General features: G+C 59.8%; 17 protein-coding genes. 3 read left to right on the top strand and 14 right to left on the bottom strand.

Annotated features, from left to right (window positions below):
• Nucleotides 1-13: 13 nt before the first annotated feature.
• From J2X53_RS15960 to J2X53_RS15950, 3 genes are all read right to left on the bottom strand, one after another.
• On the bottom strand, nucleotides 14-1,297 hold the full coding sequence (locus tag J2X53_RS15960) for a TRAP transporter large permease (protein WP_349038484.1): 1,284 nt from the start codon (nucleotides 1,295-1,297) through the stop codon (nucleotides 14-16).
• 1 nt (nucleotide 1,298) lies between these two features.
• Complete coding sequence (locus tag J2X53_RS15955; RefSeq protein WP_349038483.1) at nucleotides 1,299-1,838, bottom strand: TRAP transporter small permease; 540 nt, start codon at nucleotides 1,836-1,838, stop codon at nucleotides 1,299-1,301.
• Nucleotides 1,839-1,902: 64 nt separating this feature from the next.
• Nucleotides 1,903-2,892 carry a TRAP transporter substrate-binding protein gene (locus J2X53_RS15950; RefSeq protein WP_349038482.1) on the bottom strand — a complete coding sequence of 330 codons (990 nt, stop codon included), beginning with the start codon at nucleotides 2,890-2,892 and terminating at the stop codon, nucleotides 1,903-1,905.
• 367 nt (nucleotides 2,893-3,259) lie between these two features.
• On the opposite strand from J2X53_RS15950, the gene J2X53_RS15945 reads away from it, so the two are divergent.
• Nucleotides 3,260-4,078, top strand: a complete 819-nt coding sequence (locus J2X53_RS15945; RefSeq protein WP_349038481.1) for an NAD(P)-dependent oxidoreductase — start codon at nucleotides 3,260-3,262, stop codon at nucleotides 4,076-4,078.
• Here J2X53_RS15945 and J2X53_RS15940 read toward each other — a convergent pair.
• Nucleotides 4,075-4,809 (bottom strand): FadR/GntR family transcriptional regulator, encoded by a 735-nt coding sequence (locus J2X53_RS15940; protein ID WP_349038480.1) that lies wholly within the window; start codon nucleotides 4,807-4,809, stop codon nucleotides 4,075-4,077. The two genes, J2X53_RS15945 and J2X53_RS15940, sit on opposite strands and share 4 nt — an antisense overlap.
• Before the next feature lie 78 nt (nucleotides 4,810-4,887).
• Between J2X53_RS15940 and J2X53_RS15935 the strand changes: the two genes are divergently transcribed.
• A complete protein-coding gene (locus J2X53_RS15935; protein WP_349038479.1) occupies nucleotides 4,888-5,745 on the top strand; it encodes an SMP-30/gluconolactonase/LRE family protein in 858 nt (285 codons plus the stop codon).
• On the opposite strand, the gene J2X53_RS15930 is transcribed toward J2X53_RS15935, so the two are convergent.
• Nucleotides 5,746-6,381 carry an SGNH/GDSL hydrolase family protein gene (locus J2X53_RS15930; RefSeq protein ID WP_349038478.1) on the bottom strand — a complete coding sequence of 212 codons (636 nt, stop codon included), beginning with the start codon at nucleotides 6,379-6,381 and terminating at the stop codon, nucleotides 5,746-5,748. It lies immediately after the preceding gene.
• 75 nt (nucleotides 6,382-6,456) lie between these two features.
• Between J2X53_RS15930 and J2X53_RS15925 the strand changes: the two genes are divergently transcribed.
• Entirely contained in the window at nucleotides 6,457-7,461 is a 1,005-nt protein-coding gene (locus J2X53_RS15925) for an aldose epimerase family protein (RefSeq protein ID WP_349038477.1), read from the top strand.
• Between the two features lie 272 nt (nucleotides 7,462-7,733).
• Here J2X53_RS15925 and J2X53_RS15920 read toward each other — a convergent pair whose 3' ends face one another.
• The 9 genes from J2X53_RS15920 to J2X53_RS15880 form a co-directional block, all read right to left on the bottom strand.
• Nucleotides 7,734-8,048 (bottom strand): hypothetical protein, encoded by a 315-nt coding sequence (locus J2X53_RS15920; RefSeq protein WP_349038476.1) that lies wholly within the window; start codon nucleotides 8,046-8,048, stop codon nucleotides 7,734-7,736.
• Between the two features lie 299 nt (nucleotides 8,049-8,347).
• Nucleotides 8,348-8,812, bottom strand: coding sequence for a hypothetical protein (locus J2X53_RS15915; RefSeq protein WP_349038475.1), 465 nt, complete (start codon nucleotides 8,810-8,812; stop codon nucleotides 8,348-8,350).
• A 107-nt stretch (nucleotides 8,813-8,919) separates the two neighbouring features.
• Nucleotides 8,920-9,471 carry a hypothetical protein gene (locus J2X53_RS15910; protein ID WP_349038474.1) on the bottom strand — a complete coding sequence of 184 codons (552 nt, stop codon included), beginning with the start codon at nucleotides 9,469-9,471 and terminating at the stop codon, nucleotides 8,920-8,922.
• Nucleotides 9,472-9,594: 123 nt separating this feature from the next.
• Nucleotides 9,595-10,047 (bottom strand): hypothetical protein, encoded by a 453-nt coding sequence (locus J2X53_RS15905; RefSeq protein WP_349038473.1) that lies wholly within the window; start codon nucleotides 10,045-10,047, stop codon nucleotides 9,595-9,597.
• 83 nt (nucleotides 10,048-10,130) lie between these two features.
• Nucleotides 10,131-10,724, bottom strand: a complete 594-nt coding sequence (locus J2X53_RS15900) for a hypothetical protein (RefSeq protein WP_349038472.1) — start codon at nucleotides 10,722-10,724, stop codon at nucleotides 10,131-10,133.
• Nucleotides 10,725-10,824: 100 nt separating this feature from the next.
• Nucleotides 10,825-11,556 (bottom strand): hypothetical protein, encoded by a 732-nt coding sequence (locus tag J2X53_RS15895; RefSeq protein WP_349038471.1) that lies wholly within the window; start codon nucleotides 11,554-11,556, stop codon nucleotides 10,825-10,827.
• The gene (locus J2X53_RS15890; RefSeq protein WP_349038470.1) at nucleotides 11,553-12,101 is read right to left on the bottom strand and encodes a sigma-70 family RNA polymerase sigma factor; all 549 of its coding nucleotides are present in this window, start codon (nucleotides 12,099-12,101) and stop codon (nucleotides 11,553-11,555) included. The genes J2X53_RS15895 and J2X53_RS15890 overlap by 4 nt, the downstream gene beginning before the upstream one ends.
• A 259-nt stretch (nucleotides 12,102-12,360) precedes the next feature.
• Nucleotides 12,361-13,947, bottom strand: coding sequence for a hypothetical protein (locus tag J2X53_RS15885; protein ID WP_349038469.1), 1,587 nt, complete (start codon nucleotides 13,945-13,947; stop codon nucleotides 12,361-12,363).
• A complete protein-coding gene (locus J2X53_RS15880) occupies nucleotides 13,944-14,396 on the bottom strand; it encodes a hypothetical protein (protein WP_349038468.1) in 453 nt (150 codons plus the stop codon). The genes J2X53_RS15885 and J2X53_RS15880 overlap by 4 nt, the downstream gene beginning before the upstream one ends.
• Between the last annotated feature and the right edge of the window lie 89 nt (nucleotides 14,397-14,485).

Genomic DNA, 14,485 nt, shown 5'->3' with positions numbered 1-14,485 from the left:
CAGTTTCCGTTACTTACCCAAGGAGAAGATTGGGTAGCCAAAGCGAGATGCCGGGGATGAATGTGACCATCATCAGCACGACCAGAATGGCGAGATAGAAGGGCCAGATTGTCAGAATGGTCTTTTCCATCGGGATTTTGGCGATGGAGCAGCCCAGAAAGAGACAGGCCCCCACCGGCGGAGTCGTCAGCCCAAGCCCAAGGTTCATCATCATCAGGATGCCGAACTGCACCGGGTCCACGCCCGCTGTCATTGCCACAGGCAGAAAGATCGGCGTGCAGATCAGGATCAGCGCCGCCATATCCATGAAACAGCCCAAGATCAGGAACGCCACGTTGATCAGCAAAAGGATGATGATCGGATTGTCCGAGATCCCGGTCAAGGTGGCCATCACCAGTTCGGGCGTACGGTAGATCGACAAGAGATATGCAAACGAGGCCGCCGTTGCGACGAGGATCATCACCATCGCCGTGGTGCGCACCGTGGCCTTGAGCGAAACGACCAGATCAGCAAAGCTCAACGAGCGATACAGGAACACGATGATGATCAACGCATAGATCACGCCGATCGCGGCGGATTCGGTCACCGTGAAGACGCCTGACAGCACGCCACCAACGATGATGAAGCCGGTCAGGATGCCGGGGATCGCATCCGCAGCGTAACGCAAGGTCTGGGCAATCCCCGGGAACGCGGCGCGCGGATAGTTGCGTTTGACAGCCACGATATAGGCCGCAACGCAGAGCGAGAGGCACATCAGGATGCCCGGCACGATGCCCGCAATGAACAGATTAGAGATCGACGCCGCCCCTCCAGCGGCGAGGGCATAGAGCACCATGTTGTGGCTGGGCGGGATGACGATACCGGCCAGAGATGACGTTACGGTCACGTTGACCGCATAATCCTTGTCATACCCGGCTTTTTCCATCATCGGGATCAGCATGGACCCCAGCGCCGAGGTATCGGCCACGGCAGAGCCTGAAATGCCGCCGAAGATCATCGACGACACCACATTGACCTGCCCCAGACCACCGCGCACGCGCCCGACCAGCGCCAGACAAAGGCGCACCAGCTTTATGCCGATGCCGCCGCGCAGCATCAGCTCCCCCGCAAAGACGAAGAACGGAACCGCGATCAGCGAATAGATGCTCAGGCCGCCGATGACGCGCTGAAAGGCAATCGCAGGTGAGATACCTTCAAACAGGAAGGTTGCCAGAGAGGCGATGCCGAGCGCAAACGCAATCGGCACACCCCACGCCATCAGAAAGAAGAACAGTCCGAACAGGACGAGCAAGCCCATTTCAGGAAACCTCTTGTGGCGCTTCGGGCGCGAATGCGAATTTGGGTGCAGGCCGTTGACCTGCCGGAGTAAGGCTCCAGACCAGATGTTCGGCAACGAAGGCCAGGATCAGGGTGCCGGATATCACCAACGGCAAATAGGTATAGCCCCGGCTGATGCCGATCAGCGGCAAAGACTGCGCCCAGGTGAGCGACACAAGGTTCGCGCCATAGGTCATCATGAACCCGCCAAAAATTCCCAGACACAGCATGACGCCACGCTGCTGCCAGACAGCCGCGCGACCGCGCAGCAAATTGGGCACGATCTCGACGGCGAGGTGAAAACCTTCGCGCACCCCCACCGCCGCAAGCGGCAAGGTGATGTAAAGCAGGAACAGCATGGTCAGCTGTTCGGTCCAGGTGGGTGAATTGTTCATCACGTAACGCCCCCAGACCTGCCAGCCCGCCATCGCAATCAGCGAAGCCATGGCAAGGCAGGAGAGCGCATAGGCCACCCAGACAACGGCATCCAGCACAAGGGATGCGACTTTCAGAAACACCATTTCAGACCTCCGGTTACGGCAGAAGGCAGCCCGGTCGCGGTGTCGGCGACCGGGCTGACCTCGCCTAGTTTCCGACGGCCTGAATGTCGGCCAGCAGCTTGCGCAACTCATCGGTGGTGACGAAACGGTCATAGACCGGGGTCATTGCGTCGATGAAGGGCTGCTTGTCGGCCACTTCGATGAACTGCACCCCGGCACCACGCAGAATCCCGGCCGAGGCTGCCTCGCGTGCGGCCCAGAGCGTGCGCTGCGACTGCGCTGCCTCGCGTGCCGCCTCGCGGAAAATGTCCTGATCTTCCGCGCTAAGGCTGTCCCACAGGGTTTTAGACACCACAAGGGCCTCGGGGACCATCAGGTGTTCGTCAAGCGTATAGTATTTGGCGACTTCGTAATGGCGGGTCGATTCAAACGACGGTGCGTTGTTTTCAGCCCCGTCAATCACCCCGGTCTGGAGTGACGTATAAACCTCGCCAAAGGCCAGTGGCGTGGCATTGCCCCCCAGGGCCTCGATGGTCGCGACAAATATATCGGCGTCAGGCACGCGGATTTTCATGCCCTTGAGATCGGCCACCGAATTGATCGGCGCGTTGACGGTGTAGAAGGATCGCGCGCCACCGGTGAACCACGACAGCGCCACCATGTTATGAGGCTCGAGCGCCGTCGAGAGCTGTTCACCCACCGCGCCGTCCAGCACCTCGAACATGTGCTCTTGCGAGCGGAAGACGTAAGGCATGCTGACGATGTTCAGCGCGGGGGCAAAATCGCCCAAGCTTCCACCGCTAAATACCGCAAAGTCGATGCCGTCAAAGGCGAACTGCTCGATGGCAAAGCGCTGGTCGCCCAACTGACCATTGTGAAAGACCGAGCCATTGTAGCGGCCTTCGGTCTTTTCGCCGATCGCCTTGGCAAATTCTTCCATCGCGATCGAGCCGGGATAATCCGGCACATGCAGGTTCCATCCGCGCAGATCCCGCGCGTCGGCCATCGTGGCCACACCCAAGGCAGCGGTCAGGGCAAGTGCTGTCGTGCGGCCAAGCCGCAAAGCAATAGACATTGTGTTCCTCCTCCCGGGCTCCGCCAGCAAATGCCGACCTCCCAACCCAAGGCAGATTGTCTGCTATGACAACTATTTGTCAATATAAATTATAATATAAGCGTCAATTGCCGTTACGCGTCGCCTACCACACGGCATGACATTCAACTGCCATTCCGGTGCGGTGCACTCACTTTTCAAAATTAGTTATTTTATATCAATAAGATAATGATAGCCTTAGAGGAATAGCTGGCGATGGCGATGGGGGCGGCGCACATGACGGAAGTCCGAGATCATATGTGTGTTGTTATGATTAGTTACTTAATCTATAGATTCCTCACCAAGCGTCTGCGGCATTCTGCGGCAGGAAAAAGGGGGGGGATAAAGAATGGCGCACACGCCGGATCTGCCGCAGGCGATTCTGGTGACCGGCGCGGCCGGAAACATAGGAAGATCGGTGGCCCGTCATTTGGCAGCCGCATTGACCGAAGGGCGGATCGCCCGCCTGCGCTTGGTTGACATCGCGCCGATTGACAATCCGCTGCGCGAGGATCACCCGGGGCTTGAGCGGATGGAGCTCTCTCTCTCGACCCGAGCGGCGGCTGATCAGGCCACACGCGACATGGACGCGGTCATCCACCTTGCGGGTATTCCAAGCGAGTCAAGCTGGGACAAACTTATCGACGCCAATCTGGCGGGGCCGGCTTATCTTTGGGATGCGTGCGTTGCGCATGGCGTCGACAGAGTCCTGTTTGCGTCGTCGAACCACGCCATCGGTATGCATCCGTCAGACAGCCGGATCGACCATTCTGCCGCGCTGCGACCTGACAGCCGCTATGGCGCCACCAAAGCCTTTGGTGAGTTGGTGGCCGGTCTTTACGCGGCCAAAACCCCTGTCCGGGCCTATTGCATGCGCATCGGCAGCTGTTTCGAACACGTCACCGCGCGCCGCCACATGAAGACATTCCAGTCGCTGGCCGATTTCAACCGGCTGATCGACACCGGCCTGACCGCCGATTACCACTATGAGGTTGTCTATGGTCTGTCCGACATTCCCGATGGCTATTGGGATAACTCCAACGCCCATCGGCTGGGGTATGCCCCCCAGGACCACCCCAGCGATTTCCTGGATGAATCCCTGAACGAAAACGATTATCCGTTTCAAGGCGGCGAGGTGGCAGAGGCCCCTCTTTCGCCAGATGGCTAATTGCCCTGATCAAGCAGCCTGCTGCGGACGCTTGCAAGATGGTAGTGCATATAGAGTTTTGCCAGATCGCCATCCCCGGCACAGATCGCCTGATAGATGTCGCGATGCTCTTGCAGCACGCGGTTGCGCCGCTCTACAGGGCGGCCAACGGTGATGTTCGAGGCGATACGCATTGTTCCGGTCATATCGGGTTTGAGAAACATGAGCTGCTTTTCAAACAGATCATTTTCCGTGGCCCGTGCGATCTCGAGGTGAAATTCGAAATCCGCCTCCAACGCATCCGCCCCGCTGATCAGCACGGATTCGAGTTTCTCCATTGCAATCGCCAACCGGCGTTGGCGCGGCTGACTCAAGCGGATCGCGGCCAGCCGCGCGGCTTCTGTTTCAAGACACTGACGCACCTCATAGGCCCGTATATACTGGGCGATGCGGGCATCGTTGGTATAATGCGCCATTTCATGCGGCGGCAGGCGCTGCACAAAGGTGCCGGAGCCCCGCCGCGCATCAATCAGCCCGTCATTTTGCAGCAGCTGCAACGCCTCGCGCACCACGGGACGCGACACATGATACATAGCCGCCAGCTCTTTTTCCGTCGGCAGCCGGTCCCCGACACTGTGCTGTCCGGTCGAAAGTTGCAGCAAGATCTGAGCATAAATCTCATCCGACAACCGCCGTTTACGCAGCGGCGCGACCGTAGGGGCAAGACCTTGATGTGGGGAGGTCGATGTCATGGCTCACAGAGATTTGTCAAATTGTCACTTATCATAGGCGAGTATTTGTCAGCTCGCAATGCAAGCAGAGAGGATAGCATGCAGATAGACATTATCCACGACGCCCGTGCCGAAACCGGGGAATCGCCGGTCTGGTGCGCGCGAAGGCAGGTTCTGTTCTGGGTCGACATCGGACCCGGGGTGCTGCATTGCCACGACCCTGCCAGCAACCTGAACCGGCAATGGCAGTTCGATCAGCCACTGGGCTGTCTGGCGCTGACGACGGGCGATGATCTGGTGCTGGCTCTGCGCGACGGGCTGTTCCGTTTCGTACCCGAGAGTGGTGAACTGACTGCGATTGCCGCCCCCGAGTCCCATCTGCCGCTGAACCGGCCAAATGATGGTGCCACCTCGCGCGATGGGCGATTCTTCTTCGGCACCATGCAGATCCAGCCAGACGGCAGACCCCATGGCACGCTGTACCGCCTCGATTCAGATGGTCACGTGACCACGTTGCTGGACGGCCTGCATGTGCCGAACGGACTGGCGACCAGTCCGGACAACCGCACGCTTTACCTGTCGGATTCGTGGCGCGACGTGCGGCAGATCTGGGCCTTTGATCTGGATGATAACGGCGCAATTTCAAATCGCCGTCTGTTCTTTGATACTGCTGGCCACCCTGGCCGACCCGATGGCGCCTGCGTCGACTCAGAGGGTGGCTATTGGACCGCTGGTATTGAAGGTGGCCAATTGCTGCGTCTCAGCCCAGATGGCACTGTGGACCGCATCATCGAGCTACCGGTGCGCAAGCCAACCAAGCCCTGCTTCGGCGGGCATGATCTTGGAACACTGTATGTCACTTCGCTTGGTCTTGGCGATCCTTCGCAAAATGCAGGCGCGCTGATGGCACTGCACCCCGGCGTCACTGGCCTGCCAGAGCCGGTGATGGCACTATAGTCAGCCCAGCATGGCGCGGACCGGCTCGACCAGGCCCGCGCCGATCGCCCGGGTGTTCTCTGCATCAAGATGCACACCGTCAACCGTGTCGGGCCGCGCCACTGTCGCCGCGTCAAAGAACCCACAGCCCTGCGCCTTGGCCAGCGTCTGATAGGCCGGGGCCAAGGCACGCGATTCCGTGATCAGACGTCCTGACTGCGGCCCCTCGCCCGAAGCGCGGTTACAAAAATGCGGTGGCGACACCAGCAGTATTCCCGGCACTGCCATGCCCCAGCTATAGGGGAACTGCCGGATGATTTCGACCAGCCGCGTCATTCCGGCCAGCGCGCCATGATGCGTCGGGCTGATAAAGGCCTTCAGATCGTTGGCACCCAGCATGATGATAACAAGATCCAGCGGCGAATGGGTCGCGAGCAGCATCGGCAGTGCGCGTGCGCCATTGCGATCAAAGTGGGCGGTCAGGTCATCGAACGCCGTCGTACGCCCCCCCAGCCCTTCGGGAATAACGCGATGCCCCAGACCCAACCCAGCCTCAAGAACAGTGGGCCAGCGGTCTTCATAACGGTGCCGCCCGCCCGCTGCTGCATTGGTGCCCCAGGTCAGACTGTCGCCAAAGGCCATGATGGTGCGCGTCACGAATTTGTCCTTTTCATTGACAAATCCTCTTCTTACAACTCTGGCCACATCTGTCAACAAAAGTGGCGCAGTCCGATGATCGTGCAAGAGTTTGGTCGAATGCCCGAAGGGACCCCGGTGCAAGAGGTCGTGCTGGATCACGGCGGACTTTCGGCGCGGTTCATCAGCTGGGGTTCGGTACTGTGCGACCTGCAACTGGTGGTGGCGGGGCAGCGACGCGCGGTGGTGCTGGGCTTCGGCAAGCTTTCTGATTACATTTTGCATGCGCGCAACCATGGTGCCAATGTCGGGCGCTATGGCGGGCGCATTCGCGACGCGCATCTGGTGATCGACGGCATTCAGTCGCCGCTCAGTCGCAATCTTGGCGGGCGTCATCATTCGCATGGTGGCGTGATTGGGCTGGGCAAGCGCAACTGGCAACTGCTTGACACCGGAGAGTCCTGGGTAACATTTGGCCTCCACTCGCCTGACGGGGACGAGGGGTATCCTGGCGCGCTGGACGTAACCTGCCGCTACGATGTGGGCGATCTGTCGCTGGCCGTAACAATCGACGCGCAGGTAACCATGCCATCGCCGGTGAATTTTCTGCACCACAGCTATTTCAATCTTGATGGAAAGGGGCTGATCCATGATCACCGGCTTCAGATACTAGCTGATCAGGTTATGGAATTCGACGCCGACGGCCTGCCGACCGGCCGCATTCTGCCCGTTGCGGAGAGCCGGTTTGATTTTCGCACGCCGCGCCCGATACCCCGGCCGGCCCATTATGACGCAAGCTTTGTCCTGGACGGCGGGGTGATGGCCCAACCGCGCATTGCCGGTCGGCTGTTTTCGGGCGATGGGCTACTAACTATGGACGTACGAACAACCGAGCCTGGCTTACACTTCTATTCTGGCTTTGCTGCCAAAGCCCCAGTCCATTACCTGGATGGACGGCCGTGTGTGGCCGAGACAGGCCTCTGCCTCGAGGCCACCCGGTTTAACGATGCAATGAATCAGCCCGGTTTTGGAGATGTCATTGTCCGGCCTGATCGCCCCTATCATCAGCGTACAGAGTTCCACTTTCATCGCGTGTGCTAATTTGCAGGCACGCCCCGGATGCTTGGCCTCCAATCGACCGGGGCATCTTGAGGGCGCTCTTTGGCGCTGGCTTCGCCGTCGCGTGCAGCCCGTCTGTTGTATTCGGGAACCAGCGCTTGCACGGCCGCGCGCACGCGCCGTTGTGCGGCTGCGTCCAATTGAATCTGTGCCGGAGCAGATTGCGCGGATGGGGCGGATGGGGCGGAGCGGGATGACTGGGTGCCGGTCGTGGCTACGGGGTAAGCGCCGGGTGTTAGATGCCTGTGGAAGGATCAGGGGCCGGAAACGCAGACCGGCACCGTGACGCTCGACAGGGTGGAGCCATAAGGTTTGGCGATCATGCGCGTTTGCAAGACGACATCACGGCAGTCAGCTTTGGCCGACGGTGGCGGTTGCGCATCCTTTACGGAAAGCGTGAACCTGAAAATCAAGTCCAGTTCCCGGTCATCCTCATCCGCAGCGGAGTCCGGGACAGGTCGGCGCAAATGGAGATTCAGTGCCATCCCGTCGACCTTACCGGCAGCGGTGATAACGGCCCCATCGCGCTGGTCAAAGGCTGTGATGCGCCCATCGGGAGAGATCGTCATATTAACACTGTCGCTATCCTCGACCCACGCAGTGCCAGGGCCCGTTGATCGTCGCATGACCTTCAACCATCATGCCGCCCGACCCGTATCACGATGAACCAGCGTGCCGCTTTGCGGCGACAGGACCTCTACGGTGACTGTTCCGACATAGGGCAAAGCGGTTTGCCCCGGAAAGGCGCGATCCTGCACCAGAGCCGGAGTGATGATGCTTGCAAGGCCAAATCATGCTGCAGCCAAGCGGATACGCATGAAAGTGTTCCCCTGATTGAAGGCGTTGGAATCATCCTGTTTTCCAGCGGTTACGCCGGCGCGTATGACAGGTTGCAGATGCGCGCACTGGCCATATTTGTCAGCTTGATGGCATCCGCGCCCACGACCCAGTCGGCAATCGAGATCCATCCCGGCTCCATGGCATCGGGTGCGCCGTGCTGCTGGGTGATCGCAGCATGCAAAGCGTCACATTCCGCAATATCATCGGGATTGAAAAGGACGGAGCGCAAACTGTTTCCGCTGTCGAACAAAAGCGAAACCTGTCCTCTGATCCCGTCGATACCATGCGGCATAGTGACGAGGGGCGCGTATGAATTGCCGCCCTCCTGATAATACTCCTCGGGTGTCGGATCGTGGCCGACGGCACTTTCCAGTGCAGCCAAAGCCTCGTCGGGCGACATGCCCCATTGCGTCGTTTCCCAACCGGCATGAACCGGAAGGGCGGCGATCATCATGGTGGTTACTGCCGCAATTCGGAAAAGGATCATTTCCATTGTCTTCTCCTCTCTGCAACGGCTTCGCTGGAACTTACGCCGCTGGTTTCAGGCTAAACCAGGATTTAGATATTTTCGGGCTCTGACCGGCTGAACCTGTCATCGCCTCAGCCATTGTCACGCGGGCAGCGACCGAAAATCTCTGTGCGATCCGGGCTGGCGACGACGATCATATCCGGCGAGACGCGATAGACAGCGGTGACGGTCGCCGCCGAGCGCAACGCAGCGGCCTGAGCATCAAGCCGTCGTTCGGGCTTCATCGCATCCAGACCAAGGCTGGAAAACAGCGCAGCAGCATCGACGCTGCGGACGAACTGCGCGCCCCCGATCCAGTCGAAGCGATAGGTCAGCGCCTGATCGCGCGACGGCACATCGACGGTAAAACCGGACTCTCCGGTTGCCGTGAGGATGGACCCTCGCACCGGATCGAGTCCACAGATACGCCCGGTCAAGCTGGTCGCAAGCCCCGGCGAGGGCGCTTCGCCTGTCAGGTTGGCGAGGGTCGAAAGCGGCAGCCATTCCCCGTCGATATCGTCAAGCACAGTTTCAACCGTGACCGGGCCGAATATACTGGCGGCGCGCGCAAAGTCCGCTTCCATATCGGCCAAGGCCGGTCCGCTCAGACCCAAACCCGCCGTCAGGGAAATAATCCATCGCATGATATGATCTCCGAAAAGTGTACTGCTCGTAGGATGCCCCCTGACGCGGTGATCTTGGTGCCGGGGCAAACTCTTTGCGCCTGCGTTGCGGCAAAAGGGGTAAGATCGTCGGCTTCCAGCCGGTCAGACAGAATCATGTCCCATATCTGCCTGATAGCGGACGAGAAAATCACTCAGGGGTGTGGCGAGCAGATCGCCCGACAGTCGCGGTGGCTTGCCGTAGTCGAAGGTAAAGGTGAACCGGCCATCGCGTTCGATCTGCAGGTTGGCGACGGTCCAGACCGCCCCGCCGCCCTGCGCCATGGCCTCTGCCAGCGCCACAAACGCCTGTCTGGCCTGATGGCCAAGCCGGAAGCTGAGCTTGACCGGATCGCCCTGCCCCCGTTTTGCAATGACCAATGCCTGTGTGCTCGTGCGCTCATCCTTTAGCAACAGCTCGAAATTCACGCCGATCCGAAGCCACGCGTGATCGCTCCAGTCTTCGTCATGAAGATCGGTCACATTGCCCGCGACCAATCTGACGATATTTTCCTGCATCTGCCGGATTTCGGCAGTCATCTGTGTCGGGTCAGACATTCTGAAATCTCCATGGCAATGGGAGGTAAAGTGCGGCGCTGGCGGGGGCCGGGACAGGCCACCCGTCACGACACAGACCGGGCTCAGAGGTCTGGAAGCGGTGCGGCTGCGAGGGCCTGAATCTGGCCTGGGCGGCGATCCTTCAACCCTTTCAGAAAGGCTTCGGCATCGTCGCCATAGGCGCGGTGACTGATCGCAAACAGCAGCCCTGCGGGCGCGCCGTCCGGGGTTTCGATCGCCGCATACCGATAGGCATTCCATTCGATGATATAGTCTCCGGCGTCATCTCGGCTGGACAAAAGGAAATCGAGAAGAACCTCTCCGGTCTGGTCGTTCTGCATCAGCTCCATATTGACCAGCGGATCAGTGGCTTTCCGCTCGTTCAGTATTTCGACCTGCGCCGTCGCCATCGCCAGCGGCGCGATATCGGCGGCGAGCACTTCGACCATGATCATGCTTTCGTAGGTTTCAGGCACTTGTCCTGCCGGGATGTATTCGTGCTTGGCATACCCGGCATTGGGTTGCGACGACCATGCCAGCTCATAGCTTTGACCATCGAACGCTATCCGGCCGGGCAGTCCGAGGTAATCTGTGACCCCCTGCGCGGAGGCCGGTGTGGCAACAGTCGTCAGAGCGATTATGGCTGCCAGGCAGCCGATGTGATCAAGCAAACGCATTGTGAAAATCCTTCAGGACCGGGCCTCTGGGTTTCTGTCATTGAACGTAAGACGACAGACCGGGCGGGAACCTTGGTAGAAGTTTCCGGGTTTGTCGCGGTTACTGGTTCAGCAGCCGCTGCGTGGCCTCGGCCTGATCTAGCGCATCGGAAATCAGCGCGCTCAGCTCTGGCTCCCGCGTGAATACGCCGTCAGTGGCGGTATAAACCCGCCAGAACCGGGCATCGTCGACCCTGATCCGGATGGCAACAACACCTTCGGCAGGCAGGGCAAAGGCTGCGAGGATTTCAACCTCTTCGCCGGGCAGCAGACCCTGACTGTCCACCGGCGTGTCCGGCGCAACGTCAGGCAGATAAAGCAGCATCGACTCGGGCGTCAGGCGAAAGCCGATACGGATATCTTCGCCGGTAAACACCGACATCGGCAGCGATTGCGGATCAATCTGCTGGCCCTGTCGGCCTTGCGTCCCCTGCGCACCGAAACGGGTGCCCGGTGCGTCGGCTTCGCGTGATAATGTGGGGGCGGTGTTGCTGTCGGCGGGCGCATCGGCAACCCTCGAGTCGCCCATTCCCCCCGGTTTCGGGCTATTGAGCAGGGTTGGTCCAAAAAGCATCACAGCCAGCACGGCAAAGGCCCCCGCTGCTGCAGGAACAAGCCACCGGAACGCGATGCGCGGAGGGGCACCCAGCCATCGCTTTGCAACACTGCGCCCTTTCCTGATCTCAAAAGCTTCGCGGCTTTGCGCGATCACAGCTTTCATGACCTCGGGGTCCGGCTCGGGCACCCTGACCTCGGACAGCAGTTGCAGATGATCACGGTCAGCCTCGCTCATAGCAAGTCCTTCAACGACTTGCGTGCATTGTGGATGTGCCACGATACGGTCACTTCCTTGCACCCCATGATTGCTGCTGCCTCCGCTTGTGACATCTCCTCTCCGAATACCAGCAGGATCGCATCACGCTGCTTTTCCGGCAACTGTCTGACGATACGCCAGATATCATTGACCCGCAGAGCCTGTTCCTGAGTCGCATCAGCTTCAGTCCGGCTCACCACCGACACAGCATCAACAAGCCGCGTTCCCCGTTGATTTTTCCGCTGAAGATCGCGGACGGCGTTCAGCGTAACGCGGTAGAGCCAGCTTGTGAACTTTGAACGTCCGTTAAAACCGGCAAGTGCGTCGGGTAGCCGCAGGCAGACGGTCTGCGTCACGTCCTCTGCATCGCTCTGATTGCCGATCCAACGGAACGCGGCCTTGTAGATAAACCGATAGTGCCCGGCGACCAACCGCTCGAAGGCCGTCGCATCTCCCGACTTCGCCAAATGGATAAGGCTGTCGGTGCTGTCCGGCACCTCGTTCCGTTCATTGACCAGTCGCACGCTGCAAATTGTCCTTCATTGCCCGGAAAAAGCGCCGCCAGACAAGCAGGCAAATACGGGCTTAAACGCAATATTTCGGAACAACGACAGCGCGTTGCCACCCGTTCCCTAAGATTATTCGTCATTGTCCCGATGTGTCGGTTTTATTGACTGAGAGCCGGTCGATGAGCACATTCGTGCCGATCCGTGTGATGGCGAATGCTCTTCTCATCCGGTGCCGATGTCGAATGGAGCATGAGGGCAGGCACACCGAACGGTTTCATTCATCATCCCTGACCCAGTAAACCTTGCCATTGATCAACACTTCTGCCGGCCGGTCTGTGTCGTCATCCTCCATCATCGCAAAGAAATGCCGCTCGGACCCGTCCGGGCCTTCAATCACCATTGCAAACCCATCGAAGCGATAGGCCAGACGGCTCACATCCTCACCCGGCGAGACGATGATGTAGGAGGTTCCGAAATTACCCGCAACAAACCCGCCGCGCGTGAAGGTCACAGTGCCATCCGGGGCGAACACATATTCCAGATCCCGGCGCGCACCGCCCATGCCCACATTGAGGTAGTAATAAGTGCCGTCAAACCGTTGCGCCGGGGCGGCAGGCCGCAAGCGCCGGGCTTCTGACAGGTCAACCTCTTCCCCCGGATCCGGCCCGCCTGTCGGGGCGACGCTCGCCTTCCCCCGGCGGTCCGTCCATGTGAACCAGCGATCCGGCTCGCGGTCCCGCGACAGGTCTACATTGATATCGGTGAACGGAAAATCCCACGCATGGCGATAGGCAGTCCCGTCACGCAGCAGGACGTAGATATCTTCGCGCCGGTCGGTGTAGCCATTGCCGAAGCCATCCATGCGATTGGTGAACTCCGCTGCGTACAGCACGCGGTCAATGTCACCGGCCGCGATGCCTGCATCCGGGCCGGCATAGATTTCATCAAACGCGGGCGGCCTTGGCATCAGGCCGCTGGTATCATCGCCTTGGGTAAGCGCCATCCCGGTTTCCTCAAGGCGGAACAGGCTGCAATCACGCAGTCCGATCACACCACTGTCCTCTCGTTCACTGACCCAACGCGGCTCTCCGACAACAACCATATCCTCGCCGATCTTTCCGGCCATGATGTCTTCGTGGCCCGGCTCAAAACTCCGGCAATCGACCATGAATTGTGACTGCCTGTCGCCGCGCCATTCGCGCATTTCATCCGCAGCGGTGATCCTGCCATAAGCAACCAGCATGCCCCGGCCACGCAGCCATGCCAGCAGATGCTCTTCACGGGCTTTCCGGAGGTCACGGTTGGACTCCGCGCCAGCGCGGGAGCCGACGGTTTCCATTTCGGCCAGAGCCTGCGCGGAAAGCGTCCCAAGATCCAGAACCTCGACCTCCCCCGGTGTGTCGGACGATGGAGCCGGATCGGCAACGACGAACCCGAAATCACCGGCATTGCGCAGCAGATCCCGGATGTGGGATCGCAGATCAAAACGGTCATCCTCAAGCCATGTCGCAAAATCCTGGCACATGGAGTCGTCGGTATCGATGTCACCGGCTATCGCTTCGCGCAGAACCTTGTCATGCGCCTCAAGGTCAGCCGCTAACCCATCCTGTGCCCTGACCGCGGCCTGCATGAGCCGGTCATAGCCGTCCAGATCCACCCGGAATGCCCAGCCCGCCATCGCATCTCGTTGCGCAGTCACCAGATCGGGGGTGCGCGATGCGCAGGTTTCGGCATAGACCCGCGCCATCGTCACGCCCGACACCGCCTCGCTGAGCAGCCTTGAGAACTCATCGGCCTCCATCGCCTGAACCGGGGTGGCGAAGCCAAGGACAGCGCAGAACAATCCGACAGGCCGGATCATGTGCAGGGCCCGATGATGTCGCGGATCGTCAGCGCCGTGCCGTCATAACTGCCATCGACGACCAGACAATCGTAGCGGTCCCATGCCGCCGCGACGCGCGCGCGGTCCTCCGTCCCGGCAATCAGCACCGGCAGGACATTCCCGGACCAGATCACGCGATCCCTGCTGTCCGTCTGCGAAATACCGCGCCAGGGACAGGGAGCCATATAACACGCGATACCGGTGCCGCCGACGGCGAGCAAACCCGTGACGAGGTCTTCTGTCTGAACCCGGTTCTGACCATCGGCCTGAGATGTCAGAACAGCCGACATTCCAAGGGCGAGTGCTTTCAAAGATGTCATGCTTGTCATCCCATGTTGCCGTTCATCTAAGTGTGAGACGACCCGGTGCGCGACAATCTTGGTCGAAAAACCTGTCCCGGCGTCCCAAAAAATCGAGGCAATCTGCATTTGCGACCAAGGTTGCCGCGCCGCCAGTCGTCACACCTTTGAAAAAAATCCGAAGTTGAGGAAATGACTGATGCGCCTTGGTCCTGTCG

Origin of the sequence: Pseudotabrizicola sp. 4114, from assembly GCF_031457365.1 — a bacterium.
Lineage (GTDB): Bacteria > Pseudomonadota > Alphaproteobacteria > Rhodobacterales > Rhodobacteraceae > Pseudotabrizicola.
The sequence above is the reverse complement of the archived record's forward strand: the minus strand, read 5'-3'. Positions and strand labels throughout refer to the sequence as shown.

Bases quoted from the DNA above. Each gene is read 5' to 3' on its own strand.
- J2X53_RS15960 (WP_349038484.1), bottom strand. From the start codon at position 1,297: ATGGGCTTGCTCGTCCTGTTCGGACTGTTCTTCTTTCTGATGGCGTGG.
- J2X53_RS15955 (WP_349038483.1), bottom strand. From the start codon at position 1,838: ATGGTGTTTCTGAAAGTCGCATCCCTTGTGCTGGATGCCGTTGTCTGG.
- J2X53_RS15950 (WP_349038482.1), bottom strand. From the start codon at position 2,892: ATGTCTATTGCTTTGCGGCTTGGCCGCACGACAGCACTTGCCCTGACC.
- J2X53_RS15945 (WP_349038481.1), top strand. From the start codon at position 3,260: ATGGCGCACACGCCGGATCTGCCGCAGGCGATTCTGGTGACCGGCGCG.
- J2X53_RS15940 (WP_349038480.1), bottom strand. From the start codon at position 4,809: ATGACATCGACCTCCCCACATCAAGGTCTTGCCCCTACGGTCGCGCCG.
- J2X53_RS15935 (WP_349038479.1), top strand. From the start codon at position 4,888: ATGCAGATAGACATTATCCACGACGCCCGTGCCGAAACCGGGGAATCG.
- J2X53_RS15925 (WP_349038477.1), top strand. From the start codon at position 6,457: ATGATCGTGCAAGAGTTTGGTCGAATGCCCGAAGGGACCCCGGTGCAA.
- J2X53_RS15920 (WP_349038476.1), bottom strand. From the start codon at position 8,048: ATGACGATCTCTCCCGATGGGCGCATCACAGCCTTTGACCAGCGCGAT.
- J2X53_RS15915 (WP_349038475.1), bottom strand. From the start codon at position 8,812: ATGGAAATGATCCTTTTCCGAATTGCGGCAGTAACCACCATGATGATC.
- J2X53_RS15910 (WP_349038474.1), bottom strand. From the start codon at position 9,471: ATGCGATGGATTATTTCCCTGACGGCGGGTTTGGGTCTGAGCGGACCG.
- J2X53_RS15905 (WP_349038473.1), bottom strand. From the start codon at position 10,047: ATGTCTGACCCGACACAGATGACTGCCGAAATCCGGCAGATGCAGGAA.
- J2X53_RS15900 (WP_349038472.1), bottom strand. From the start codon at position 10,724: ATGCGTTTGCTTGATCACATCGGCTGCCTGGCAGCCATAATCGCTCTG.
- J2X53_RS15895 (WP_349038471.1), bottom strand. From the start codon at position 11,556: ATGAGCGAGGCTGACCGTGATCATCTGCAACTGCTGTCCGAGGTCAGG.
- J2X53_RS15885 (WP_349038469.1), bottom strand. From the start codon at position 13,947: ATGATCCGGCCTGTCGGATTGTTCTGCGCTGTCCTTGGCTTCGCCACC.
- J2X53_RS15880 (WP_349038468.1), bottom strand. From the start codon at position 14,396: ATGCAGATTGCCTCGATTTTTTGGGACGCCGGGACAGGTTTTTCGACC.